The following is a 22649-nucleotide window of genomic DNA, read 5'->3' as shown; positions in this document are numbered from 1 at the left end:
TGGCGACTACCTCAAGGCGTGCTCGATAAGGCGTTTCTCAAGAGGCCCGGCGCTTCAGGCTATCTCCCGCAAGGTACACTCGGCAAGCGCTTTCCGATAGCTGGTTCTGCAAGTGTAGCGCGATCCTTCCTTGAATGTAACGATTCAAATCAAACCTTGACCGGACGCGGCCGGTCAGTCTAGATTGCGGTGAAACCGTTTACTTGTGATGTGGCGCACCCGGTCAAGTCCCGATTGGCTGGGATCGGTGACCGAGGCGAGATTGCAAGGTGATCGCCGGCGCCAGATATTTGGGTGAGTTCTGCAACGATGGAGATAGGGAGCGCCATGACTTCTGGGGGATTTGGCTTTAGGGCCTACACGTTCTTCGACACACTCCTGTGGATCGCCTGCCTGAATATGCTCTGGATCGTCTTCACACTGCTGGGTGGCGTGGTGCTGGGTATAGGACCGAGTACCGCAGCGGCCCACATCCTGGTTCGTGAGAAGGTGCAGGGAAACGCCACGCCTTTGATGCGTCGCTATGCCAAGGAGTACTTCAAGAACTTTGCGAAGGGCAATGCCCTCGGCGTTCCGGTCTTGGTAGTTGCAGCGGCCTTGGCCCTGAACTGGGGCTATTTTTCTGCTGGCTGGGATCTGGGTTCGCAAGTGGCATCGGCCGCGATCCTCCTGGCTGTCCTCTTTGCGGCCGGAACGTTGTGCTACCTCTTTCCGATGTTTGCCAGATACGAACTCACGCTTCCCCAGTACTTTGTGATGTCGTCCCGGTTTGCCATGCGCCACCTCGCGGGGACCGTCATACTCCTGTTCGTAACGGCGGCCGCCGTATTCGCCTGCCGCTCACTTCCCGGCCTGGTGCCGTTCTTCGGTGTTGGTGCCTGGCTCTATCTCACCGGCTGGTTGTGCGACCGGTTCTTTGCTGCCAATGACGACGCCATGGCTGCCAAGGAAACGGACCCTGCGGCAGCAGTTGTCCTCGTCTCTGGCGATCAAGCGACCATCACGGCAGCCAGCTCCCTGACCGCCCCTTCCACTGACAAGGAGACCAGTCTTGTTTGAGGCCAGTCGCCAAGGTCCGCCCGCAGGCGCGGGCCGTGTCCTCCATCGATCCCTTGATATCCAAGGGCATGCCGAACTTGTCCAAGGAGGCCCCGAGCTGGGCGTAGATTCTCCTGGCGTGAGCATTAATGAAACGTATCAAGACGCGAACGGCCGTCACCTGTGGAGCCTGAAACGCTTCCCCGGCGTGGCCCCGGAATCGTCAATCGACAACAACCCCGAAGAAGTGGAGTAGGAAATGATCCGTAGAAAACCAACCCTGGCGGCCGCCGTCGTTGTCTCTGCCGCCTTGGCCCTGACCGCCTGCGGTGGCGAAGCGCCGGCGTCGGACCTCTCATCCGTCAAGATCATGGCGCCCTTCCTGGAAGCGCAGCCGCCAACCCCGGACGGCGCTGTGCAGAAGAAGCTTGAAGAGCTCACAGGCAAGGACATCAACATCTCCTGGGCGCCCAACGCCTCCTACGAGGACAAGATGAACATCACCTTGGCTTCCTCCGACATCCCGCACGTCCTGGTGGTGCAGGGCAAGTCGCCGGGCTTCGTGAAGAACGCCGAAGCCGGGGCGTTCTGGGACCTTACCGACAAACTCAAGGACTACCCGAACCTCAAGACGACCTTTCCCGAAGTCCAGCAAAACGCCAGCGTCAACGGCAAGGTTTACGGGGTTTTCCGGGCTCGTAATCCGATCCGCGCCGCCGTGATGTTCCGCCAGGATTGGCTGGACAAGTTGGGCCTGAAAGCGCCGCAGACCACAGAAGACCTCTACAAGGTGGCCAAGGCATTCACCGAGCAGGATCCGGATGGCAACGGCCAGAACGATACCTACGGCATCACGATTCCCAAATGGGGCGCACTGGGCACCAACAGCCCCTACGACATGATCGAGACCTGGTTCGGCGCCGGAAACCGCTGGACCGAGCGGGACGGCAAGCTGGTGCCGAGCTTCGAAACCGAGGAATTCCTGCAGGCTGATCGCTTCATCAAGAAGATGGTGGACGAGAAACTCATCAACCCCGACTTCGCCACCTTCGATCCCACCAAATGGAATGAGCCCTTCTTCAACGGCAAGGGCGGCATTATTGTCGACGTCGACTCCCGGGTCAGCGTGCTGATCAACCTTTTCAAGCAGGCCAACCCGAGCGACTTCCAGAACAAAGTGGGCTTCGTGGGCAGCCTGAAGGGCCCGGATGGTGAGCTGCACGCCCACCCGACCGATGGTTACTCCGGCTTCCTTGCCATCCCCAAGTCCAGCGTCAAAACCGAAGCCGACCTGAAGAACGTCCTGACATTCCTGGACAAACTCAACAGCAAGGAAGTTGCCGTCCTGATGAACAACGGCATCGAGGGAGTCAACTTCACGGTTGAGGAGGGGCTGGCGGCCACCATCAAGCCGGAAACGCCGGAGGGCAAGGTAGTCAACACCGACATCAAGAGCTACGCACAACTTGGAACCAACGTCACGGGGAACAACTTCTACCCAGTGAAGCAGGCGTCCGAGTACGAGCAGAAGGTCTTTGACGATCGCGTTGCAGTGATGGCGAACGACCTCAAGAGTGCCGTGTACAACCCGGCCGCAGCCTTCGTTTCGCCCACGTATGTGGCCAAGGGCGCGCAGCTGGACAACATCGTGGCCGACGCCCGCATCAAGTACCTGGCTGGCCAGCTGGACGAGCAGGGCTTAAAGGATGCCATCAAGCTGTGGAACACCAGCGGCGGTGACAAGGTCAAAGAAGAGATAAACAAGCTGTGGCAGGACACCAAGAAGTGACCGCCCCGGTCGTCGAAGCCAAGGCCCCGGGGCGGGCGGCAAGCACGCCGCCCGCCCCGGCGCGGCGACGCAGCTTTGCAGTCCACTTCGCGCATTACAAATGGTTGTATCTACTGCTCCTGCCCGGCGTGGCGTACTTCGCAGTGTTCCGGTACGGTCCCATGTACGGTGTTTCCATCGCCTTCAAGGACTACGTTCCGTTCCTGGGCGTCAACGGCAGTCCTTGGGTGGGTCTAACCAACTTCACCGACTTCTTCGCCAACCCGGACTTTCCGCGGTTGCTGGGGAACACACTGATCCTGGCGTTCCTGAACCTGGGGATCGCCTTTCCGCTGACCATCGTCCTGGCATTGCTGCTCAACGAGGTCCGGCTTTCGGTGCTGAAGCGAACCGTCCAGACACTCGTCTACATCCCACACTTCCTGTCCTGGACCATCGTGGCGTCGCTGAGCTTCCTCCTCTTCGCCTTGGACATCGGACCGTTGTTCCAGTTCGTCAACGGGTTGTTTGGCACCAATGTGGACATCCTGTCCGATCCCAACTGGTTCCGGCCGCTGATTGTGCTTCAAGAGATCTGGAAGAACACCGGTTGGGGAACCATCATCTTCCTGGCCGCACTGGCTACCGTGGACCAGGACCAGTATGAGGCCGCAATTATCGACGGCGCCGGCAGGTTCCGGCGCGTCTGGCACATCACCTTGCCCGGCATTCGGTCCACCATCATCGTGATGCTCATCCTGGCCATCGGGCAGATGCTCAACACAGGCTTTGAGCAGATCTACCTCATGACCAACGCACTCAACCGCAGCGTGGCCGACGTCTTCGATACTTACGTGTACTTCGTAGGCATCACCCAAGGCGCCTACAGCTACAGCACCGCCGTCGGGCTTTTCAAGTCTTTGGTGGGCATAGTACTGATCTTCGGCACCAACTGGCTGTCCAAGCGGTTCAACCAGAGCGGACTTTTCTAATGAAGATTCACAACACGCGTGGCGGTCGGATTTTCGATGCCGCCAACTACGTCTTCCTGACACTGATCGGCATCATCACACTGTTGCCTTTCGTCTACGTCCTGGCAGGATCCTTCGCCAACGAAGCGGAAATTACCCGGCGGGCGTTCTTCGTTTGGCCCGAGCAATTCACGCTGGGGGCGTATGAGTACATCTTCTCCACGCCGTCCTTTACCAAAGCCCTGATCACCACCGTGCTGGTCACGCTGGTTGGGACGCTGGTGCAACTGGTCCTCACGGTCACCATGGCCTACCCGCTGGCGAAACGTGGACTTCGTGGCCGGAAACTGATCCTGTCCCTGGTGGTTTTTGCCATGGTCTTCTCAGGCGGCATGATTCCAACGTTCCTGCTGGTCAAGGACCTGGGCTTGCTGAACAGTTACTGGGCTCTTATCCTGCCTGCGGCCATCAACCCGTTCAGCCTGATCATCATCAAGAACTTCTTCCAGGAGCTCCCTGCCGAGCTCGAGGAATCAGCCAAGATGGACGGAGCTACGGAGATTGGAATCCTCTGGCGGATCCTGCTGCCGCTGTCCAAGCCGGTATTGGCCACGTTTGCGCTTTTCTACGCTGTGGGTATTTGGAACGACTTCATGTCCCCGCTTTTGTACCTCAGCGACAACAACATGTGGACGCTTCAGATGTACCTGCGTCAGGTCACCGCTGCATCGGATCTCCTTGGCACCGGCAATGTGGATCCGTCATACATCCCGCCCGAGCAAGGCATCAAGTTCGCCGTGATCGTGGTGGCAACCTTGCCCATCCTCATCTTCTACCCCTTCCTGCAGAAGCACTTTGCCAAAGGAATGCTGATCGGTTCGGTTAAGGGGTAGCAGCTCCTGATGAAAGGAAACTCATGAAAATACTCCTCGCGGGCGACTCCACCGTGGCAGCCTGCCCGAGTTACGAATACCCGATGAGTGGTTGGGGAGCCCACCTCGCCTCCGAAACCTATTGGTGGGCTGCCGTCCACAATTACGCGAAGGGTGGTGCCACCACGGAGTCGTTCCGCGATGAAGGCCTTTGGCATCAGCTGCTGGACCAGACCGTTAAGGGCGACTTCGTGCTGGTCCAGTTCGGGCACAACGACCAGAAGCGGGAGCACCTCGCCGCGCGAACGGGCTACACCGACAACCTGAAGCGGATGGTGGCCGATGTCCGTTCCAAGGGTGGTGTTCCCATTCTTTGCACGTCGGTGGAGCGCCGGAACTTCCTCGATGGAACGCTGCAGGAGACGCTGGGTGACTATCCCGCCGTCGTGCGTGAACTTGGCGTGGAGCTGGGGTTGGACGTCTTCGACCTCAACCAATGGACCCGTGCGCTGTACGAGGAGCTGGGGGAGGAGGGGTCCAAGGAGTTGTTCTTCCACTTCGCTCCCGGCGAGCATGCGCATTGGGCCGGGGGCCTTGAGGACAACACGCATTTCCACGAGACGGGTGCGCGCCGGATTGCGGTTTACGTCGCGGAGCAGCTCGAAGCGCTCGGCTACGGGCTGGCCGCTACCCTCAAAGCTGGAGTGGGCGCTTGATCTACTCCAACCCTTTGCGGGGTCCTTCGGATATCGCTGGTTGGGTCGCCGAAGGGCCGGTCCAGTATGGAACGTACGACGACGGCGGGCCGGCCTGGGGCGGCGACGGAACCAGCGCGCTTCTCCTTTCCGGTACCCTCGACCCGGAGGAACATGGAGACCACGCGCACTGGACCCTCTGGTGCCCTGAGGAACTCCCGGACCATGTCCGGATCAGGTGGGAGTTCCTTCCGATTGAGGAACCAGGCCTGGCCATGGTGTTCTTCTCCGCGCGGGGGCACGACGGCGAGGATCTGTTCTCCACTTCGCTGGCTCCGCGGACCGGTTACTACCCGCAGTACCACTCAGGGGATATCAATGCCCTCCACATCTCCTACTTCCGCCACAAATACGCCACGGAGCGGGCCTTCAGGACGTGCAACCTGCGCAAAAGTGCCGGCTTCGAACTCGTAGCGCAGGGAGCGGACCCGCTTCCTCCAGCCGATGACGCTGACGGCTTTTACAGGATGGAAGTCATCAAAGATGGCCGCCGTGTTGCCTTCTCGATCAATGGATTGCCCCTATTCGATTGGTTGGACGCGGGCCAGGAACCCTTGGCTGGCGGCTACTTCGGAATCCGCCAAATGGCCCCTCTACGGGCGGCTTACCGAAACCTGTCCATTACTCCCTTGTAGTTCCCCGTCCTGGTGACCGGCGACACAACCCTATGACGTAGGATGTCCTCATGCCTCTCTTTGACCTGCCCCTTGAGCAGCTCCGTAACTACACCTCCAGCGCAGTTCCGCCTACTGATTTCGAAGCCTTCTGGGACCGCACCATCGCCGAGGCCAGGGCCTTGCCGCTGGACGCCGTCTTCGAACCCGTCGACAACTATCTCGCCGTGATCGACACCTTCGATGTCACCTTCTCCGGCTTCGGGGGAGATCGCATCAAGGGCTGGCTGCACGTTCCCTCACACCTGGAAGCAGGGCAGCAGATTCCTGTCGTCGTGGAGTACATCGGTTACTCCGGCGGACGCGGGCTGGCCAACCAGAACACCCGGTGGGCGCAGGCTGGATATGCCCACTTCATCATGGACACCCGCGGTCAGGGCTACGGCGGCGTCTCCGGTGACACCCCGGATCCGCATCCATCAGCTGGTGAAGTCAACTATGCCGGGCTCATGACCCGCGGTTCGGGGCACCAGGACGATTACTACTTCCGCCGGGTCTACGTGGACGCCTTCCGTGCGGTAGAAGCGGCGCAGAGCCATCCCGCCGTCGACCCCTCCAAGGTGGTGCTGACCGGCGTCAGCCAGGGTGGCGGCATCACGGTGGCGGCTGCCGGGCTGGCCGGCGGAAGGCTCGACGGCGTGATCGCCGCGCTGCCCGACGTCCCCTTCCTGCAGGACTTTCCCCGTGCGATCGACATCGCGCCCCGCGGGCCCTACCCCGAAATTGCCGGCTTCCTTGGGCGGCACCGCGAAAAGTACGAGCCCATGCTTGCCGTGCTGAACTACTTCGATGGCGTGCATCTCGGCCGGGCTGCCACGGTGCCTGCGCTCTTCTCGGCAGCGCAAATGGACGATATTTGCCCGCCGTCAACGGTCTTTGCAAGCTTCAACAATTACGGTGTTGCAGGAGGTGCGCCCGCTAAGGACATCGAGGTATACCGCTTCAACAACCACGAGGGCGGCCAAGAACACCACTGGATCAAGCAGCTCCAGTTTCTCCGCAAACTTTTGTCATCATGACGGACCCAATTTGCCCGGTTTGACGAACCGCGGTTATGGTGTGGCTATGACTAACCGTTGGTATGCGTATTTTTCGTTGGCTCTGGAGGGGCCCGCGTCTAACTGACACGCATCCAACTTTCCTTCAGAGCCAGCAGGGCAGAGATCATTCTCTGCCCTTCGCCATATCCGGCGGGTTCTGAAAAGGGGCCCGCTCCGCATCCGGAACAGGACCCAGAAATGACCAGCATCGCTGCAGAATCCACCGAGACACTCGATAACGAGGCACTCCCCGCTGCCGGGAAAGCTTCCCAGCCCGCCACCTCCAACCTGCGGGTGGCCCGCTTCGAGCCGCTTCCGGCCCCTCAGGACCTCATCGCCGAGCTGCCGCTGGACGCCCGCTCAGCTGCCGTCGTCGACCGTGGCCGGGATGAAGTCCGGGCCATCATGGACGGCGTGGACGACCGCCTGCTGGTAATCGTCGGGCCTTGCTCCATCCACGATCCCAAGGCCGGTCTGGAATACGCGCGCCGGCTGGTCAGCCAGGCGGAGAAGCACAAGGAAGACCTGCTGATCGTCATGCGGACCTACTTCGAGAAGCCGCGCACCACGGTCGGTTGGAAGGGCCTCATCAACGATCCCCACCTGGACGGCAGCCACGATATCGCCGCCGGCCTGCGCGCCGCCCGCGGCTTCCTCAAGCAGGTCACGGCGCTGGGCCTGCCCACCGCCACCGAATTCCTGGAGCCCATCAGCCCCCAGTACATGGCGGACCTCGTCTCCTGGGGTGCCATCGGCGCCCGCACCACCGAAAGCCAGATCCACCGGCAGCTCGCCTCCGGGCTGTCCATGCCCATCGGCTTCAAGAACGGAACCGACGGCGACCTCCAGGTGGCGATTGACGCATGCGGCGCATCCGCCGCTGAGCAAGCCTTCCTGGGAATCGACGACGACGGACGCGCGGCTCTCGTGGCCACGTCCGGCAACCCGGACACCCACGTGATCCTGCGCGGCGGACGCAAAGGCCCCAACTACTCGCAGGAAGACGTTGCCGCTGCCTCATCCAAGCTCGCCGCCAAGGGACTGAACCCACGCCTGATCGTGGACGCCAGCCACGCCAACAGCGGCAAAAGCCACCACCGCCAGGCCGAGGTTGCCTTGGAAATCGGTGCGCAGCTCGAAACCGGTACCTCTTCTCCTGTTGCCGGCGTGATGCTGGAGAGCTTCCTGGTAGGCGGGGCGCAGAACCTCGACGTGGCCAAGCAGCTGGCTGGTGAGCAGGAACTCGTCTACGGCCAGAGCGTGACCGATGCCTGCATGGAATGGGATGTCACCGCTTCAGTCCTGGAGCAGCTCGCTGCATCGGCTCGGAAGCGCCGGCTGGTTTCGGGGGAGTAGCCGGGGAGTAGAGTCCCACTTAGCCGAAATGCTTTCACATTAGTCACTTCAGCCTCTAGAGTATCTAGCACATGGTTGTTTGATGGCTCAGCATCGGCACACCGTTCTACTGGGGGTGTCCTGTCCGGCTGAGAGCAAAGGAATATGGGAAATGTCCGCGGAGACTAACTTCTCGAATGCGCGTTTCATGACTGTGGCTGAAGTAGCCGACGTCCTGCGTGTTTCCAAAATGACTGTGTATCGCCTGGTTCACTCAGGGGAAATGCCTGCCGTTAGGTTTGGCCGCTCCTTCCGGGTGCCTGAGGAAGCCGTGGCCCAGTACCTCAAGGGTGCTGTGGTCGACGGACAATCGGAGACCGCCTGAGGGCGCCGCAGTCCGTCCCGCGGACCGTGGTCACGGGGTGCCCCTTTGAAGCGGTACTCTGTTAAGGAACGTTTTACGTCAATGTAAGAATCTGTCAGTTGTACTGTCTGCTGCTAGTCCGCGGATCCGTTCCAACAGACAGGACCTTCATCTAGTTTGTAAGGAACTTTCGTGGGTTCAGTTATTAAGAAGCGCCGCAAGCGTATGGCCAAGAAGAAGCACCGCAAGCTGCTTCGCAAGACTCGCCACCAGCGCCGCAATAAGAAGTAGAGATACTTCACCAAGCGTGAATGCCCGTTGCCCTCCAAGGCGGCGGGCATTTTTGCATCCCAACGCTCTCTCACATCCTGCGGCATTTTGGCTGTTCCTCTCTCACATCGGGACGCTTCTGGCCGGATCTTCTCTCACATCCTGCAGGGGGTGTGGCCGGATCTTCTCTCACGTCCTGCGGGACGCTTCTGGCCGGATCTTCTCTCACATCCTGCGGGGTGTGGCCGGATCTTCTCTCACGTCGTGTTCCTGGCAAACCCGGATGCAACGGATGGATCTACCCATGCAGTCCGTAGCGCCCTCTTGATCTGCCGAACAGCGTTGCCAAAATTGTCCGCCTGGTCCTCTTTTCCAAAGACAAGGACAGTCCAACCGGCTGCCCTAAATGCTTTATCCCTGCGCCGATCGCTATGCATCTGCTCCTCCTCAAGGTGATGGCCGCCGTCGTACTGGATCGCGAGGCGACGGCTCTTGAAACCCAAGTCCGCTGAAGGCGAGAAGGGGTCGTTCGGACGGAGCATCACCTGGAGCTGAGGTTCCGGCAAGTTGGCATCAAACATGGCCAAACGAAGCAAAGTCTCGGGAGCCGAGTCGGCCCCGACGCGCATAAGGTCCAGGGCTTCCCGTGCCCGGACGACGCCTTGGCGGTTTTTGTGCCGTTCGACCATGCACCGAAGCTCCTCGGCAGTAGCGAACGGCGCATCGCGCCCCTCAAAGTCGGGCCGTGGAATGCGAATCAACTGATCTGCCACGCATACGAGGTCATGAAGGGGAAGGCGACGCGCCAAATCCAGCCATGTTCGGGCTCGAGTGCTCATCCAAATCCCTTGGACTTGCTCAATCTCTCCCTCGAAGAGCGTTTGGGTGTGCCCGATGATGCCTTTGCGCCGGACCGACGGCAGACGTCGCGGTTTGCTCAAGTGCAATTCGTTTGAATCCGATAGCCACGCTGGCAAGACCAAGCCATGGAGCCTGGCGGCAGTTGTGTGGGAGATCCAAGCGCCAGGGCTGGCTGAGGAGAGGGAACGGGCCGCTGACGCAAGGTCGAAATCCCAATCACTTGGCCGGTATAAGCCACGGCTAACGGGAACGATGTTGCTATTGCGCCAAATGACTGAGGGATCGATGCCCGCTGCTTTGGCTTCGTTCAGGCTGAAGGGCCCCAAGACCGGGCTTGATGGGTTGAGTAGCGAATTCTGCATACCCGCATTGTTCCTTGGAAGCAGCTGAGCGTGCAGAAGTTATCCACAGGCCTCCGACTGGCGGGTCGGGATGTGAGAGAAGAACGGTGGAAACGGGTCGGGATGTGAGAGAAGAACGGTGGAGACGGGGCGGGATGTGAGAGAAGAACGGTTAGCGGGGGCCTCGGAACTTTGAGAATCCACGCCACAGCCCATAAATGGCGCCACCCACAGTTGCCGCCTTCAGCCCGAGCGTTGCTGCACGGCGTCCGGACCGGAAATCGTAGACCGGCCAGTTGTTGTCGCGGGCATGCCGGCGCAGCTTGGAGTCGGGGTTGATCACCACGGGGTGACCCACCATGGTGAGCAGCGGGATGTCGTTGGCGGAGTCGCTGTAAGCCCAGCAGTGATCCAAGTCCAAGCCTTCCTGCTCAGCCACTAGTTGGACCGCGATGGCCTTAGCCGGCCCGTGCAGGATGTCGCCTACTAGCTTTCCGGTATACATTCCGTCATGGACCTCACCCACGGTTCCCAGCGCGCCTGTCAGACCGAGCCTCGTGGAAATGACTGTGGCAACCTCAATCGGCGTGGCGGTCACTAGCCACACCCTCCGGCCGACACGAAGGTGCTGCTCCGCAAGGGCCTTCGTCCCAGGCCAGATCCGGGACTCGATCATTTCGTCATAAACTTCTTCGCCCAGGGCTTTGATGTCCTCGACGGTGATCCCGGCCGCCAGGGTCAGAGCGGAATCGCGCACGGCATGGACGTCGTCCATGTTCTCGCCACGCATCACAAACTTGAACTGCTTCCAAGCGAAGCCAGCCGCCTGGGACAGTGTGAAGGCCTTGCGTTCGTACATCTTGCGAGCCACGTGGAAGAGGCTGGCGCCCTTCATCAGCGTGTTATCGACGTCGAAGAAAGCGGCTTCGCCTGTGTGCTGCTGCACTTTGGCGTCAGCGAGCACAGCGGCGTTCTTCTCGTCGGGCATGCCTTGAGTCTAGTCAATCGCCAGAGTCCAGCGTTGAGGGCGCACGGTGGGCGCTGCCCTAGAGGATGTGAGAGAAGGATGGCGGGGAGGGGGTTGGGATGTGAGAGAAGGATGGCCGGGAGGGGGTGGGATGTGAGAGAAGGATGGCCGGGAGGGGGTGGGATGTGAGAGAAGGATGGCCCGGAGGGGGTGGGATGTGAGAGAGCGTTCGGGCGGTTACCGTTGTGACATGGCTATTCCCGACGTCGTTCTCCTCACCAAAGCTGACTGCCACCTATGCACGGAGGCGCGTGCCGCCGTCGAGCGCGTTACCTCGGAACTGGGCGTCCCGTGGACCGAGCAGGCAATCGACGGTAACGCAGAACTGCAGCAGCGTTACGCGGAGGAAATTCCAGTGGTGCTGGTGGATGGGGTCCAGCGCGACTTTTGGAAGATCGACGAGCAGCGCTTGACCCGTACTTTGAAAAGAGTCCTCGAAGGCTGAGGGCCAGAGGACTCTGTTACCCGGAAGTACCGGCTTTTGTTGAGTCCGGCCAAGGGCCATAGAGTGGAACAACAAGCGACGCAATGGAGAAAACCGTGACTGCGCTGGAACCGTCCCCGGGGGCAACAAGCGGGGACCACGAACCTGCCGCCAAGCAGATCCCGCCCGCGGCTGTGGCCCGGATGACTCTCTATTTGCGCGCGCTCAACTCGCTCCTGGCAGAAGGCGTGGAACGCGTGTCATCGGATGCGTTGGCCGAGGCTTCAGGCGTCAGCTCCTCCACACTGCGTAAGGATCTCTCCTACGTCGGTTCGTACGGGACCCGCGGCGTGGGCTATGAAGTCCAGTACCTCAGCCGTCACATTGCCGCCGCTCTTGGCCTGACGCACGACTGGAAGGTCGCGATTGTCGGTGCCGGTAACCTCGGCAAGGCGCTGGCGCGGTACGGCGGCTTCGAGTCCCGGGGCTTCGACGTCGTGGCTATTTTCGATGCAGACCCCATGGTGATCGGCAACGAGGTGGGTTGGTTGCGGGTCAGCGATTCAGCGGAACTTGAACGTGTGCTGGAGCGCACCCATACCAACATGGTGGTGCTGGCTTTGCCCGCCACAGTGGCCCAGGAAGTCTGTGATCGCGTCATCGCTGCCGGAATCCGGAGCATCCTGAGCTTTGCTCCGGTTCTCCTGCAGGTTCCGCCGCACGTGAACCTCCGCAAGGTGGACATGGCCACCGAGCTGCAGATCCTGGCGTACCACGCACAACGGGCGCAAACACCGGGTCAGGCTGTCTAGCCTTACCGGGTCCGCGCCCGCTGACGTTATGACAGGAAGCTTGTTGGCTTAGCGGCCGTAAGGGTTCTGGTAAGGGTTGCCGAAAGGCTGCGGCTTGCGGAAGTACGGAGCCGACGCCGGCAGGTACAGCAGGACGATTGCGGCAACTCCCAGCAGGATCACCAAGAGCTGCAGGATGCCGTACGTGGCACCGAACTGGAACAGTCCGGCGAGGCCAAGGACAGAGATCGCCGCGAAGACGGTGCCCAGGATCCTCGCCCAGTTCTTGCCCTTGCGGACTGGGAACGCAACCAAGGCGTATAGGCCAAGGGACACGATGGCCCCAACGATGGCGGCAACGACAAGACCGCCACGCATGCCTTCCAGGGAGCCTGGGGGGAATTCCGTTCCCTGCTGTGCGGCCTGCCGCATCATCGAGTTGATGAAGGCATCCGAGCCGGTGGTGGCCAGGATCAGCGAGCTGATGGCGGAGAGGATGCCCGCCGCGATGATCATCCAGAAGGAGATGTTGACCATCTGGGGAACGGTGGTAGGCCCTGGCTGCTGGCTGGGCCAGTTGGTGTCCTGGCCGTATTGCGGGGCCTGCTGACCGTAGGGAGACGGCTGCTGACCGTAGGGAGATGGCTGCTGGCCAAACTGGGGAGCCTGCTGACCATATTGGGGAGTCTGCTGGCCGTACTGGGGAGCCGGGGGCTGACCATATTGCGGGGCAGCCGGGGACTGCTGACCGTACTGCGGAGCGCTCGGCTGCTGACCATATTGGGGAGTCTGCTGACCGTACTGCGGTGCCGAGGGCTGACCGTACTGTGGCATGGATGGCTGGCCCGGCTGCTCAGGCTTGTTGGCGTCGCCCTTGTTGGCATCACCGGTGTTGGCATCGCCGGGATTGGCGTCCCCGGCATTGGACGGCGGGTAGGGAGGGTTGCTCATGGCATTCCTTTGCTTGTTCGACTGCTGGTACGGCTGCCGGGATCAGCAAAAAGACCCTGCCCCCAGCCTGGTTCTGCTTCCACCGTACCTCCGGGGTCCGGTGCTGCGGATGATCACACGCAGGAATTTCCTGCTTGAGCTGAAATCATCACGATGGCGTACGCCTTCATGATGAAAGCCGTGGTGGTCCAATGGACCACCACGGCCTTGTTCACCTGTCAGGGCGGCTTGGATGAGAGCCCGACGCCGGTACTTCAGGAGGGTTAGACGGCGCCCTTTACTGCCTTGAACCACAGCTGCGAGTTCGGCAACCACATCAGCACAACGGCGACTGCGCTGACCAGGAAACCAAACCAGTTGCCACCCAGGCCCGCACCGGGTCCGCCGGCGTTGATGGAGCCAAAGATGGCGAGCAACAGGGAAACCGCGGCAAGGACGGTGAGGGCAAGGCGTGCCCATTCCTTGCCTTCCTTCATCTTCATGGCGAGGACTATCTGGGCGGCTGCAACAGCAAGGCTGATGATCAGGAGAACCAGAAGGAGTGCCGCAACTCCTGGCATGAAAGCGAACGCAGCGATGATGGCGAAAAGTCCAATGAGGCCAAAGAGGAGGCCCAGGAGTCCCGAGATGACCCAAATGAAGTAGGACACTTTGAGCTCGGTGGGCAGGCCCATGGTCTTGAAGATGCCCGAGAAACCACCTTGCGGAAGGACATCGTTGAAGTTGCGGGGTCCGTCGGTGGGCATTTCGAAGTGGAAACCACCTGGCTGGCCCTGCTGACCCGGTCCGGGCTGCGAATACTGGCCAGGTTGCGACGGCGGCTGGTAGCCCTGCGGTGGTTGGTAACCCTGCGGTGGTTGGTAACCCGCAGGAGGAACATTGCCGGGCTGCGGAGGCTGGGAGCCGGGCTGCTGAGGCTGTGGTGCTTCGTCTGGGTTACTCATGGCATCACTTTAGACCGCAGGTTGAAGGATGCATAGGAGATTTGGAGCCGGTTCGCAGCTAACTACAGGGTGTTTGCCGAATAATCGCAGGGTGACTTCTGAGTACGCGAAACGGCGCCCCCACAGCGGAACTGTGACGGGGCGCCGTTTACTCGGGACTGCCGTGCAAGCTCCCGTGCAAGCTGTTGTGGATCTAGGCAGCTGCCGGAGCGATGAACGCGAGTTCCAGGTTGATGACAACCTTGTCGCTGACCAGGACGCCGCCGGCCTCGAGCACTGCGTTCCATGTCAGGCCGAAGTCCTTGCGGCTGATGGTGGTTTCGCCGGAGACGCCTGCACGGGTGTTGCCGAAAGGATCCACGGCGACACCGTTGAATTCGGTCTCGATGGAAACTTCCCTGGTGATTCCCTTGATGGTGAGATCGCCCACAAGATCGAAGCCGTCGCCGTTTGCCTTGACGTGGCGGGAGACGAAGGTGATCTCCGGGAACTTCTCCACATCGAAGAAGTCTTCGCCCTTGACGTGGCCATCGCGGTTGACATCGCCGGAGTCAAAGCTGGCCGTCCGGATGGTTGCGGTGACCTTCGAGTCAGTCAGCGTCTCGCCAACTTCGAGGGTAGCGTCGGCGTCCTTGAAGACACCGCGGACCTTGCTGATACCTGCGTGGCGGACCGTGAAGCCGATCTCGCTGTGGGAAGCGTCGAGGGTCCAGATGCCGGTGGTGACGTTGGCGGGAAGGGTCATCATGATGTTGCTCCTGTATGTAGTGGAAGGTACCGCTTGCTTGCCCGGCCGACTGGTTGATGCATTTACTTGAAACGTCAACCGAGCTTCGTGTCTAGTATAAACATGCATATGCATCTTTTATTCCAACTCCACGGAACATTTTGAGAAAACTTTGAGTTCTACTAGCGGTAGAAGATTTCGGATCGCCCCGCTTCTTTGAGAAACTGGTAAACATGCCCCAAGCAACTGTCCATCTGCTTCGCCATGGCGAGGTCCATAATCCCGATGGCGTCCTCTATGGCCGGCTGCCTGAATTCCATCTTTCCGAGCGGGGCCGGGAGATGGCCCGCATGCTGGCCGAGCACTTCGCTGTCCGTGCGAGCGAGGGTGCCAAGATTGTCCACTTGGTCGCCTCGCCGCTCACGCGCGCCCAGGAAACGGCACAGCCCACTGCTGAGGCGCTCCATCTCGACATCCACACGGACCCCAGGATCATCGAAGCAGAGAACCACTTCGAGGGACTCCACCCCACGCGCAGCGAATTCCTGAAACCCAAGCACTGGCTCTACTTCCGGAACCCCCTGCGGCCGTCCTGGGGCGAGCCCTATAAAGAGCAAGCAGCGCGGGTCCTGGCTGCCGTTGAAGACGCACGCGTCAAGGCCATCGAACTGGGTGGCGACGGCGCTGAAGCGATCCTCGTCAGCCATCAGCTTCCCATCTGGTCCACCCGCCGGTCCGCCGAGGGCCGTCGGCTAGCGCACGACCCCCGTAAGCGTGAGTGCACTTTGACCTCCCTGACATCCCTGGTCCTGGACGACGACGGCAAGATTGTGCGGGTCGAATACAGCGAACCTGCTGCGGTGCTCCTTCCCGGTGCAGCAAGCACCCCGGGGGCGTAGGCACATGGACAACAACCTTTCGCGTCGTGGCGTCCTTACAGCCGGTGGTGTCCTGTTGGCAGGACTTACCATGGGCCTGTCAGCCTGCGCCCAGAAGGACTCCCTCGCAGAGCAGGCCCGAAAAGGCGACAACAAGAACTATGTGGCCGGGGACGGTTCCGTCACGGAGTTCGCCAAAGCGGACCGCGCCGCACCCGTGGCGCTCAAGGGGACACTCTTCAATGGAGACACGGTCAAGCCCGAAGACCTTAAGGGTAAAGTCACGGTCTTGAACTTCTGGTTCGCGGCCTGCGCCCCGTGCCGCGTCGAAGCTCCCCAGCTTGAAGCCCTCCACCAGGACTTCAAGGACCAAGGCGTTCAATTCTTCGGCGTTAACCTGCGTGACGAGAAAGCCACCGCTGACGCCTTCGACAAGACCTTCAACCTCACCTACCCGAGCTTCAACGACAAGGACGGGGCCGTGCTCCTGTCTGTGTCCGGGATCGTGCCTCCGGGTGCGGTGCCCACCACCTTGGTCCTGGACAAGGAGGGCAAAGTTGCCTCCCGCGTCCTGGGCGAAATTGAGAAGAGCACTTTGAAGGCCCTCATTACGTCCGCAGTGGCTGAGTAGTACCAATGAACAGTCCTTTCGCCGAGACGATCCTGAATGGATCACTGCTGCTTGCCGTGCCGGTTGCGCTGCTGGCCGGACTCGTCTCATTCCTTTCGCCGTGCGTGCTGCCGCTCGTCCCCGGTTACCTTGGCTACGTCACGGGACTGACCGGGGTCGACCTCCAAAAGCAGCGGCGGGGCCGCATGCTGGCAGGTATCGGGCTGTTTGTGCTGGGCTTCTCGGTGATCTTCGTCCTCCTGGGCGGTGCGTTCGGCCAACTCGGGACCCTCCTGACAGGCCCGCAGAACGCCTGGATCACCCAGGTGCTGGGCATCCTGGTCATCCTCATGGGCATCGTCTTCATGGGTGGCTTTGCTTGGCTGCAGCGCGACGCCAAGATCCATGCCAAGCCTCCGGCCGGCCTGTGGGGCGCGCCGCTGCTGGGGCTGACGTTCGGCCTGGGGTGGGCTCCATGCATCGGGCCCACATACTCCGCGGTACAGTTGCTGAGCCTGTCCGGCGGATCCTCGGCGACAAAGGGTGCGCTTTTGGCCTTCGTTTACAGCCTTGGCCTGGGTATCCCGTTCCTCCTGATCGCCCTTGCCGTCCGGCGGGGCATGGGTGTCATGTCCTTCTTCCGGACGCACCGCCTGGCGATCCAGCGGTTTGGCGGAGGCATCCTGATTTTGCTCGGCATCCTGATGGCCACCGGTGTGTGGGGAACCTGGGTGACCGAGTTGCAGTACTGGTTCCAAACCGATGTGAAGTTGCCAATCTGATGAGCGAGTCCGTGAAAGCCAAGAAGAAGTCACCAGCCGCTGAAAGCACCAAGACAGCGGAAGGAAAACTCCAGCAGGCCAAGTCCGAGGCCGCGCTGCCCTCCTTGGGCATCCTGGGCATGCTTCGGTGGGCCTGGACCCAGCTGACGAGCATGCGGACGGCGCTGTTCCTGCTGCTCCTGTTGGCTGTGGGCGCGGTGCCGGGGTCCCTGTTCCCGCAACGCCCTGCGAACCCTGCGGTTGTCACCCAGTACATTAAGGACAACCCGTCTTACGGCCAGCTACTCGATGCCCTGCAGCTTTATGACGTCTACTCGTCGGCCTGGTTCTCGGCCATTTACATCCTGCTGTTCATCTCCCTGATCGGCTGCGTCACCCCGCGGGCCATTGCCCACTACAAGGCCATGAAGTCACAGCCCCCGCGCACCCCCAAGCGCCTTTCGCGCCTGCCTGAGTACGGCACCCTGGCGCTGCCCGCCGACGCCGGGATCCCGGCGTCGAAGGCCATCAACGATGCCGCTGGACTGCTCAAAAGGCGCGGCTACCGCGTGGAAGTCAGGGACGTCGACGGCGACCTCCCGTCCCTGGGTGCCGAGCGCGGTTTCCTGAAGGAAGTCGGCAACCTGGTCTTCCACACTTCACTGATCGGCGTGTTGGTTTCCGTGGCTATCGGCGGCCTGTTCGGATACAGCGGCCAGCGGATCCTGGTGGAGGGTGAGACGTTCGTCAATACCTTGGTGGGCTACGACCAATTCACCCCGGGCACCAACTTCCAGAGCAGTTGGCTCCAGCCTTACTCCATCCAGTTGGACAAGTTTGAGGCCACCTTCGATCGCGAATCGCCAAAGAAGATCGGTCAGCCCATCGACTACACCGCCGAGGTCACCACCAAGGAAAATCCGGATTCGCCGGCGAAGAAGGAAATCCTCAAGGTCAACGATCCCATCACTCTGGGTGGCACCAGCCTGTACCTCACCGGAAACGGCTATGCCCCCGTGGTGACGGTCCGCGACGGCGAGGGCAACATTGCTTTCCAAGGCCCGGTCACGGCCAAGGTCCAGGGCGATAACTACTACTCATCCGTGGTCATCAAGGTGCCGGACGGCAAACCGGACCAGCTGGCATTCCAAGGCTTCTTCCTGCCCACCGCCTTCAAGTCCGAGGAGGGCATCTCCTTCAGCGCAAGTCCCGAACTCTTCAACCCACAGTTGAGCCTGGATTCCTACTTTGGGGACCTCGGCCTGGACAAGGGCGTACCCCAGAACGTGTTCGAGCTGGATGTCAGGAACCTCCAACAGCTCAATGGCCGAAAACTTGAAGCCGGCGGAATCACGCTGGCCCCGGGGATGACCAAAACACTGCCGGACGGCAAAGGCAGCATCAGCTTCGACGGCGTCAAGAAATACATCGGCGTGGACGTCCACCACAACCCAGGCCAGCTGTACGCCTTGATCTTCGGCCTCCTGGCTGTTGCCGGCCTGGTGACTTCGCTCTACGTCAACCGTCGCCGTGTCTGGGTCCGCACGGGGACCCACCAGGACGGCCGCACCATGGTGGAATATGGCCTGCTGGCCCGAGGCGAAGACCACCGGCTCGCGGGCGAAGCAGCAGCCCTCCGCGAACTCCTTACCCGGGAATGGCAGATCCCCTCTGACTCCGGTAACCCGTCAGCAAACCCCACAGTCTCTTCCCCAACCTCGAAGGACCAGTAATGCCCGTCATCAACGAAACCCTGGGCCAGTACAGCGAGCTGTTCATGCTGCTGGCCGCCGGCACGTACACCGTGGCGTTCATCGCGTTTGCCTGGGACCTGGCCAAGAGCAGCAAGGCGCTGCGTGCCATCGACGAGAAGGCTGCTGCCAGCTCCCCGGCACAGAAGGTGGCTGTGGCGGCTGGTCGCGGCGGCGGGGGCTTGGGGGTCGTCGACGCCGGTGGGCCGGCTGGCCGTGCCGAGCGTCCGACGTCGGGCCTCACCGTTGAGGGTGGCACCGCCGCCGGCGACATGAAGTACTCCGCCGAACGCCGCGTGCCTGCGCGGGTGGCTGTGGCACTCACAGTCCTGGGCGTGCTCATTCATGGTGCGGGCGTTGTGACCCGTGCACTGGGCGCAGGCCGGGTGCCGTGGGGCAACATGTACGAGTTCCTCACCACCGGCGCATTCGTCGCCGTGGCAGTCTTCCTGATCGTGCTCATCCGCCGTGACCTGCGGTTCCTTGGTACGTTCGTCATCGGCCTGGCCATCATCATGCTGGTGGCTGCCTCGGTATCGTTTTGGACGCCGGTTGGCCACCTGGTTCCGGCCCTCCAGAGTTACTGGCTGATCATCCACGTCTCCATCGCGGTCCTGTCCTCGGCCCTGTTTACTTTGACGTTCGCCATGTCCGCGTTGCAGTTGGTGCAGTCGTACCGGCAGAAGAACCTGGCCGCGGGCCGCGCGGACAATCTTGGCTTCATGCGGGTGGTTCCGAATGCGCTGAGCCTGGAAAACCTGTCCTACCGCATCAACGCGATCGCCTTCATCGGCTGGACGTTCACCCTCATGTTCGGTGCCATCTGGGCTGAGAAGGCCTGGGGCAGGTTCTGGGGCTGGGACCCGAAGGAAGTGTGGACGTTCGTTATTTGGGTGGTCTACGCCGGATACCTTCACGCCCGGGCCACCCGTGGTTGGACCGGAACCCGCGCAGCGTGGTTGTCGATCGTTGGCTACGCGTGCGTGATCATCAACTTCACACTCGTGAACACCGTTTTCAACGGCCTGCACTCATACTCCGGGCTCTAATACTCGGGACTCTGACCAGGCCGCTTTACAGGCGCCAGGCACTCACGGCCTCGCTGGCGTTTAGCCGCGGTGGACGCGGCTAGATTTCCGTCGCGCGCCGTCGTCCGCTCATCAGCCACGCCGTGGTGGAGGGCAGGAACAACAGGATCAGGCCTGCTGCAGCCAAGACGTACTGCACGGCTAGCAGCATTGTGGATAGGAGACCTTCGCCTCCCGGCGCCACGACGAAATCGGCTGTGATCACTGTGACCACGGCGTGCAGGAGGGCCACCGGTGCCAGCAGCCAGCGCGCCCAGCTGCGGCGCTTGAAGGCCACAGCCAGCAGGACCGCTTCCATCGCGACCACCAGCGCAAGCATGGCCAGGCTTCCCAGGAACACGACGGCGGTTGCACCCTCGATTGCCTGGGCGTCGCCATCGGGGAGCTTGTTCGCGATAACGCCCTTCAGACGGTCCAGGTGCGAGTCGCGGGCAAGGAAAGTGGTGACGACTACTGCGATTCCTGCGACAAAGCTGGCTACCCACAGCCACCTGGACAGCAGTGCCGGGCCCGGTGGCCGCACGACGCCGTCAAGGGACGGTGGAGGAGACAGGGAAATGCCGGAGCTCGAAGGCGGCGTAGACCTGGGTGGCCCGCCGATGGGTGACGCGGTAGCAGACGACTGCCGTGATCCATCAGCTTGCTGGGCCATGTTCCCTACTTCAGTTCGTCGGTGCCATGGGTATCGGGCTCGCCGCGCTTGGCATCGCCGGACTTGTACCCAGGGGCTTTATTGCCCTGGCTGCCCTGCGCTCCATCAGTACCATTGAGCTTTCGCTCTTTGGCTTCCAGTTCTGCCTTGAGCTTCTTGAGGCGCTCTTCCTCGGCGGCGTTCCGGCGGCGGGATTCGAGATTGCGGAGAAACTCGGGATCGTCGTCCGGGGCGGTGGGGTGGCGGCGGATCGGCTGCGCCGAGGCCTTGCCGTAGGGCCTGCCGAAGATGAACCAAAGGACGGCACCGAGGAGGGGCAGGAGGATCATGACCACGATCCACGCGGGCTTGGAGATGCCGCGTGTGTACCTGCCATCGGTACGTATCACGTCCACGAGGGCGTAGACGAAGATAACAAGGACGACGACGACGCCAACAACCCGGAGCATGCACCAAGTCTAGTCGCCGGAAGGCATTCACTGGACGCCCGGTTCCGGCTGTGATCAGAGTGCAACCATCCGGGCGGCTAAACTTGGATAGTGGCTTTCCTGAAGTATTCCCTCATCCGTATGGCGCTGTTCGTGCCGTTGTTCATCCTTTTCGCCCTTTTGCAGGTGGGCTGGATCCTGGCGGTGGTCTTCGCGGGGCTGATCGCGTTCGCCATCAGTTACCTCTTCTTCCAGAAACAGCGCGACGCCGCCACTGCGGCCATGCGGGAACGCTTTTCCGGCCGGGCCAAGCCCATCCGCACCGCTGGTGAGGTTGAGGACGCCGAGGCAGAGGATGGCCTGGTGGAGCAGAACCCGGACATCGCCGTCAACAACGACAAACGCCCGGGTTCCAAGTAGGAAAACCTAGAAGCCGCGGTTCAGGATCAGGCCGAGCGAGAACAGCAGGCTGTAGCCGAGGTTGATCAGGCCGGTCTGCTTGAGCACGGGAATGAGGCTCTTGCGCTTCTTGCCGTTGACCATGAGCCAGGCAGGCATCAGGCAGGCGGGGATCAGCAGGAGAACGATCAACATCCATGGCTTGGTGGGTGCCAGAACAATCACCAGCAGGATGGCGACGGCCAGCATCAACACGTAGCTCTCGCGGGCATGCCTGTCTCCAAGACGCACCGCCAAGGTCCGTTTTCCGGCCGCCGTGTCCGTGGGAATATCCCGGACATTGTTGGCCATGAGCAGGGCGCAGGCGATGAGTCCGGTGCCGATCGCGCCGATGACCGCTGCAAGGCTAACCTGCCCGGCTTGGGTGTAGGTTGTGCCGAGCGTTGCCACCAGGCCGAAGAACACGAAAACGAAGACGTCGCCCAAGCCAAGGTAGCCGTAAGGGTTCTTGCCGCCCGTGTAGCCCCAAGCTGCCAGGACGCAACCGAGGCCCACCAGGATCAGCCACCAGGTTTGGGTGATGATGACCAGGATCAACCCGCACACCATGGCAGCGCCGAACAGACCGAAGGCCGCCCACTTCACTTGCTCGGGCTTGGCGAGTCCGGAACCAACCAGGCGCAGCGGCCCCACCCGGTCCTCGTCCGTCCCGCGGATGCCGTCCGAGTAGTCATTGGCATAGTTGACGCCCACTTGGAGAAGAAGCGCCACGAGCGCCGCCAGGATCGCATTCGGCAGCCGGAAAGCATGGAGCTCGTACGCCGCTGCCGAACCGATCAGTACGGGCGCGATTGCCGCGGGCAGTGTGCGGAGCCGGGCTCCTTGAATCCATTGTGCAGCTGTCGCCACGTGTAGTACCTCGTGTATTT

At 61.4% G+C, this 22649-nt stretch carries 27 protein-coding genes; 19 read left to right on the top strand and 8 right to left on the bottom strand.

Annotated features, from left to right (window positions below; all coding sequences use genetic code 11):
* The first annotated feature begins 327 nt into the window (after positions 1 to 327).
* The 11 genes from LDN90_RS19850 (at position 328) to LDN90_RS19800 (ending at position 9108) form a co-directional block, all read left to right on the top strand.
* Positions 328 to 1059, top strand: coding sequence for a DUF624 domain-containing protein (locus LDN90_RS19850; protein WP_223946818.1), 732 nt, complete (start codon positions 328 to 330; stop codon positions 1057 to 1059).
* On the top strand, positions 1052 to 1294 hold the full coding sequence (locus LDN90_RS19845) for a hypothetical protein (RefSeq protein ID WP_223946817.1): 243 nt from the start codon (positions 1052 to 1054) through the stop codon (positions 1292 to 1294). The genes LDN90_RS19850 and LDN90_RS19845 overlap by 8 nt, the downstream gene beginning before the upstream one ends.
* Before the next feature lie 3 nt (positions 1295 to 1297).
* Complete coding sequence (locus LDN90_RS19840) at positions 1298 to 2827, top strand: extracellular solute-binding protein (protein ID WP_223946816.1); 1530 nt, start codon at positions 1298 to 1300, stop codon at positions 2825 to 2827.
* Positions 2806 to 3798, top strand: a complete 993-nt coding sequence (locus LDN90_RS19835) for an ABC transporter permease subunit (protein WP_223946815.1) — start codon at positions 2806 to 2808, stop codon at positions 3796 to 3798. Before LDN90_RS19840 ends, LDN90_RS19835 begins: the two co-directional genes overlap by 22 nt.
* A complete protein-coding gene (locus LDN90_RS19830) occupies positions 3798 to 4670 on the top strand; it encodes a carbohydrate ABC transporter permease (RefSeq protein ID WP_216926833.1) in 873 nt (290 codons plus the stop codon). The genes LDN90_RS19835 and LDN90_RS19830 overlap by 1 nt, the downstream gene beginning before the upstream one ends.
* A gap of 23 nt (positions 4671 to 4693) precedes the next feature.
* On the top strand, positions 4694 to 5365 hold the full coding sequence (locus LDN90_RS19825) for a rhamnogalacturonan acetylesterase (RefSeq protein WP_223946814.1): 672 nt from the start codon (positions 4694 to 4696) through the stop codon (positions 5363 to 5365).
* A complete protein-coding gene (locus LDN90_RS19820; RefSeq protein WP_223946813.1) occupies positions 5362 to 6039 on the top strand; it encodes a DUF1961 family protein in 678 nt (225 codons plus the stop codon). The genes LDN90_RS19825 and LDN90_RS19820 overlap by 4 nt, the downstream gene beginning before the upstream one ends.
* 50 nt (positions 6040 to 6089) lie before the next feature.
* The gene (locus LDN90_RS19815; RefSeq protein WP_223946812.1) at positions 6090 to 7097 is read left to right on the top strand and encodes an acetylxylan esterase; all 1008 of its coding nucleotides are present in this window, start codon (positions 6090 to 6092) and stop codon (positions 7095 to 7097) included.
* Positions 7098 to 7316: 219 nt separating this feature from the next.
* Entirely contained in the window at positions 7317 to 8474 is a 1158-nt protein-coding gene (locus LDN90_RS19810; RefSeq protein WP_223946811.1) for a 3-deoxy-7-phosphoheptulonate synthase, read from the top strand.
* Positions 8475 to 8625: 151 nt separating this feature from the next.
* On the top strand, positions 8626 to 8838 hold the full coding sequence (locus tag LDN90_RS19805) for a helix-turn-helix domain-containing protein (RefSeq protein WP_017199160.1): 213 nt from the start codon (positions 8626 to 8628) through the stop codon (positions 8836 to 8838).
* Positions 8839 to 9009: 171 nt separating this feature from the next.
* The gene (locus tag LDN90_RS19800; protein WP_003792170.1) at positions 9010 to 9108 is read left to right on the top strand and encodes an AURKAIP1/COX24 domain-containing protein; all 99 of its coding nucleotides are present in this window, start codon (positions 9010 to 9012) and stop codon (positions 9106 to 9108) included.
* 236 nt (positions 9109 to 9344) lie between these two features.
* On the opposite strand, the gene LDN90_RS24305 is transcribed toward LDN90_RS19800, so the two are convergent.
* Both LDN90_RS24305 and LDN90_RS19790 read right to left on the bottom strand, forming a co-directional pair.
* Positions 9345 to 9926 carry a DUF559 domain-containing protein gene (locus tag LDN90_RS24305; protein WP_346346990.1) on the bottom strand — a complete coding sequence of 194 codons (582 nt, stop codon included), beginning with the start codon at positions 9924 to 9926 and terminating at the stop codon, positions 9345 to 9347.
* Positions 9927 to 10461: 535 nt separating this feature from the next.
* A complete protein-coding gene (locus tag LDN90_RS19790; protein ID WP_223946809.1) occupies positions 10462 to 11277 on the bottom strand; it encodes an HAD-IB family hydrolase in 816 nt (271 codons plus the stop codon).
* A 229-nt stretch (positions 11278 to 11506) separates the two neighbouring features.
* Here LDN90_RS19790 and LDN90_RS19785 point away from each other — a divergent pair, with 229 nt between their 5' ends.
* The gene (locus LDN90_RS19785; protein ID WP_216926839.1) at positions 11507 to 11761 is read left to right on the top strand and encodes a glutaredoxin family protein; all 255 of its coding nucleotides are present in this window, start codon (positions 11507 to 11509) and stop codon (positions 11759 to 11761) included.
* Positions 11762 to 11844: 83 nt separating this feature from the next.
* Positions 11845 to 12552, top strand: a complete 708-nt coding sequence (locus LDN90_RS19780; protein WP_216926840.1) for a redox-sensing transcriptional repressor Rex — start codon at positions 11845 to 11847, stop codon at positions 12550 to 12552.
* 48 nt (positions 12553 to 12600) lie between these two features.
* Here LDN90_RS19780 and LDN90_RS19775 read toward each other — a convergent pair whose 3' ends face one another.
* The 3 genes from LDN90_RS19775 to LDN90_RS19765 form a co-directional block, all read right to left on the bottom strand.
* The gene (locus LDN90_RS19775) at positions 12601 to 13365 is read right to left on the bottom strand and encodes a hypothetical protein (protein WP_223949336.1); all 765 of its coding nucleotides are present in this window, start codon (positions 13363 to 13365) and stop codon (positions 12601 to 12603) included.
* Positions 13366 to 13745: 380 nt separating this feature from the next.
* A complete protein-coding gene (locus tag LDN90_RS19770) occupies positions 13746 to 14426 on the bottom strand; it encodes a hypothetical protein (protein ID WP_216926842.1) in 681 nt (226 codons plus the stop codon).
* Positions 14427 to 14619: 193 nt separating this feature from the next.
* Entirely contained in the window at positions 14620 to 15171 is a 552-nt protein-coding gene (locus LDN90_RS19765) for a YceI family protein (RefSeq protein ID WP_216926877.1), read from the bottom strand.
* A 215-nt stretch (positions 15172 to 15386) separates the two neighbouring features.
* On the opposite strand from LDN90_RS19765, the gene LDN90_RS19760 reads away from it, so the two are divergent.
* Genes LDN90_RS19760 through ccsB form a run of 5 tightly spaced genes read left to right on the top strand, consistent with a single transcriptional unit; the run spans position 15387 to position 20202 of the window.
* Positions 15387 to 16052 carry a histidine phosphatase family protein gene (locus tag LDN90_RS19760; RefSeq protein WP_223946808.1) on the top strand — a complete coding sequence of 222 codons (666 nt, stop codon included), beginning with the start codon at positions 15387 to 15389 and terminating at the stop codon, positions 16050 to 16052.
* 4 nt (positions 16053 to 16056) lie between these two features.
* Positions 16057 to 16662 carry a TlpA disulfide reductase family protein gene (locus LDN90_RS19755; RefSeq protein WP_216926844.1) on the top strand — a complete coding sequence of 202 codons (606 nt, stop codon included), beginning with the start codon at positions 16057 to 16059 and terminating at the stop codon, positions 16660 to 16662.
* 5 nt (positions 16663 to 16667) lie between these two features.
* Positions 16668 to 17423 (top strand): cytochrome c biogenesis CcdA family protein, encoded by a 756-nt coding sequence (locus LDN90_RS19750; RefSeq protein WP_223946807.1) that lies wholly within the window; start codon positions 16668 to 16670, stop codon positions 17421 to 17423.
* Positions 17423 to 19135, top strand: a complete 1713-nt coding sequence (locus tag LDN90_RS19745; protein WP_223946806.1) for a cytochrome c biogenesis protein ResB — start codon at positions 17423 to 17425, stop codon at positions 19133 to 19135. The genes LDN90_RS19750 and LDN90_RS19745 overlap by 1 nt, the downstream gene beginning before the upstream one ends.
* Complete coding sequence (gene ccsB, locus LDN90_RS19740) at positions 19135 to 20202, top strand: c-type cytochrome biogenesis protein CcsB (protein WP_223946805.1); 1068 nt, start codon at positions 19135 to 19137, stop codon at positions 20200 to 20202. Before LDN90_RS19745 ends, ccsB begins: the two co-directional genes overlap by 1 nt.
* Positions 20203 to 20281: 79 nt before the next feature.
* Here ccsB and LDN90_RS19735 read toward each other — a convergent pair whose 3' ends face one another.
* The gene (locus LDN90_RS19735; RefSeq protein ID WP_223946804.1) at positions 20282 to 20893 is read right to left on the bottom strand and encodes a hypothetical protein; all 612 of its coding nucleotides are present in this window, start codon (positions 20891 to 20893) and stop codon (positions 20282 to 20284) included.
* Between the two features lie 5 nt (positions 20894 to 20898).
* Positions 20899 to 21342, bottom strand: coding sequence for a PLD nuclease N-terminal domain-containing protein (locus LDN90_RS19730; RefSeq protein WP_216926849.1), 444 nt, complete (start codon positions 21340 to 21342; stop codon positions 20899 to 20901).
* A gap of 87 nt (positions 21343 to 21429) precedes the next feature.
* On the opposite strand from LDN90_RS19730, the gene LDN90_RS19725 reads away from it, so the two are divergent.
* A complete protein-coding gene (locus LDN90_RS19725) occupies positions 21430 to 21741 on the top strand; it encodes a DUF4229 domain-containing protein (RefSeq protein ID WP_223949335.1) in 312 nt (103 codons plus the stop codon).
* Between the two features lie 6 nt (positions 21742 to 21747).
* On the opposite strand, the gene LDN90_RS19720 is transcribed toward LDN90_RS19725, so the two are convergent.
* Positions 21748 to 22629 (bottom strand): 1,4-dihydroxy-2-naphthoate polyprenyltransferase, encoded by an 882-nt coding sequence (locus tag LDN90_RS19720; RefSeq protein WP_216926850.1) that lies wholly within the window; start codon positions 22627 to 22629, stop codon positions 21748 to 21750.
* Positions 22630 to 22649: the final 20 nt, after the last annotated feature.

The organism is Arthrobacter sp. NtRootA1, from assembly GCF_019976975.1.
In the GTDB taxonomy this organism is placed as follows: domain Bacteria; phylum Actinomycetota; class Actinomycetes; order Actinomycetales; family Micrococcaceae; genus Arthrobacter; species Arthrobacter aromaticivorans.
This window is presented reverse-complemented; position numbering and strand designations above follow the sequence as displayed.

What these genes read in the sequence shown, in the direction of transcription:
- LDN90_RS19825 (WP_223946814.1), top strand. Translation starts at nt 4,694, where the DNA reads ATGAAAATACTCCTCGCGGGCGACTCCACCGTGGCAGCCTGCCCGAGT.
- LDN90_RS19750 (WP_223946807.1), top strand. Translation starts at nt 16,668, where the DNA reads ATGAACAGTCCTTTCGCCGAGACGATCCTGAATGGATCACTGCTGCTT.
- LDN90_RS19765 (WP_216926877.1), bottom strand. Translation starts at nt 15,171, where the DNA reads ATGACCCTTCCCGCCAACGTCACCACCGGCATCTGGACCCTCGACGCT.
- LDN90_RS19785 (WP_216926839.1), top strand. Translation starts at nt 11,507, where the DNA reads ATGGCTATTCCCGACGTCGTTCTCCTCACCAAAGCTGACTGCCACCTA.
- LDN90_RS19805 (WP_017199160.1), top strand. Translation starts at nt 8,626, where the DNA reads ATGTCCGCGGAGACTAACTTCTCGAATGCGCGTTTCATGACTGTGGCT.
- LDN90_RS19815 (WP_223946812.1), top strand. Translation starts at nt 6,090, where the DNA reads ATGCCTCTCTTTGACCTGCCCCTTGAGCAGCTCCGTAACTACACCTCC.
- LDN90_RS19755 (WP_216926844.1), top strand. Translation starts at nt 16,057, where the DNA reads ATGGACAACAACCTTTCGCGTCGTGGCGTCCTTACAGCCGGTGGTGTC.
- LDN90_RS19830 (WP_216926833.1), top strand. Translation starts at nt 3,798, where the DNA reads ATGAAGATTCACAACACGCGTGGCGGTCGGATTTTCGATGCCGCCAAC.
- LDN90_RS19770 (WP_216926842.1), bottom strand. Translation starts at nt 14,426, where the DNA reads ATGAGTAACCCAGACGAAGCACCACAGCCTCAGCAGCCCGGCTCCCAG.
- LDN90_RS19775 (WP_223949336.1), bottom strand. Translation starts at nt 13,365, where the DNA reads ATGCCACAGTACGGTCAGCCCTCGGCACCGCAGTACGGTCAGCAGACT.
- LDN90_RS19745 (WP_223946806.1), top strand. Translation starts at nt 17,423, where the DNA reads ATGAGCGAGTCCGTGAAAGCCAAGAAGAAGTCACCAGCCGCTGAAAGC.
- LDN90_RS19810 (WP_223946811.1), top strand. Translation starts at nt 7,317, where the DNA reads ATGACCAGCATCGCTGCAGAATCCACCGAGACACTCGATAACGAGGCA.
- LDN90_RS19790 (WP_223946809.1), bottom strand. Translation starts at nt 11,277, where the DNA reads ATGCCCGACGAGAAGAACGCCGCTGTGCTCGCTGACGCCAAAGTGCAG.
- LDN90_RS19850 (WP_223946818.1), top strand. Translation starts at nt 328, where the DNA reads ATGACTTCTGGGGGATTTGGCTTTAGGGCCTACACGTTCTTCGACACA.
- LDN90_RS24305 (WP_346346990.1), bottom strand. Translation starts at nt 9,926, where the DNA reads ATGAGCACTCGAGCCCGAACATGGCTGGATTTGGCGCGTCGCCTTCCC.
- LDN90_RS19840 (WP_223946816.1), top strand. Translation starts at nt 1,298, where the DNA reads ATGATCCGTAGAAAACCAACCCTGGCGGCCGCCGTCGTTGTCTCTGCC.
- LDN90_RS19780 (WP_216926840.1), top strand. Translation starts at nt 11,845, where the DNA reads ATGGAGAAAACCGTGACTGCGCTGGAACCGTCCCCGGGGGCAACAAGC.
- LDN90_RS19730 (WP_216926849.1), bottom strand. Translation starts at nt 21,342, where the DNA reads ATGCTCCGGGTTGTTGGCGTCGTCGTCGTCCTTGTTATCTTCGTCTAC.
- ccsB (WP_223946805.1), top strand. Translation starts at nt 19,135, where the DNA reads ATGCCCGTCATCAACGAAACCCTGGGCCAGTACAGCGAGCTGTTCATG.
- LDN90_RS19760 (WP_223946808.1), top strand. Translation starts at nt 15,387, where the DNA reads ATGCCCCAAGCAACTGTCCATCTGCTTCGCCATGGCGAGGTCCATAAT.
- LDN90_RS19735 (WP_223946804.1), bottom strand. Translation starts at nt 20,893, where the DNA reads ATGGCCCAGCAAGCTGATGGATCACGGCAGTCGTCTGCTACCGCGTCA.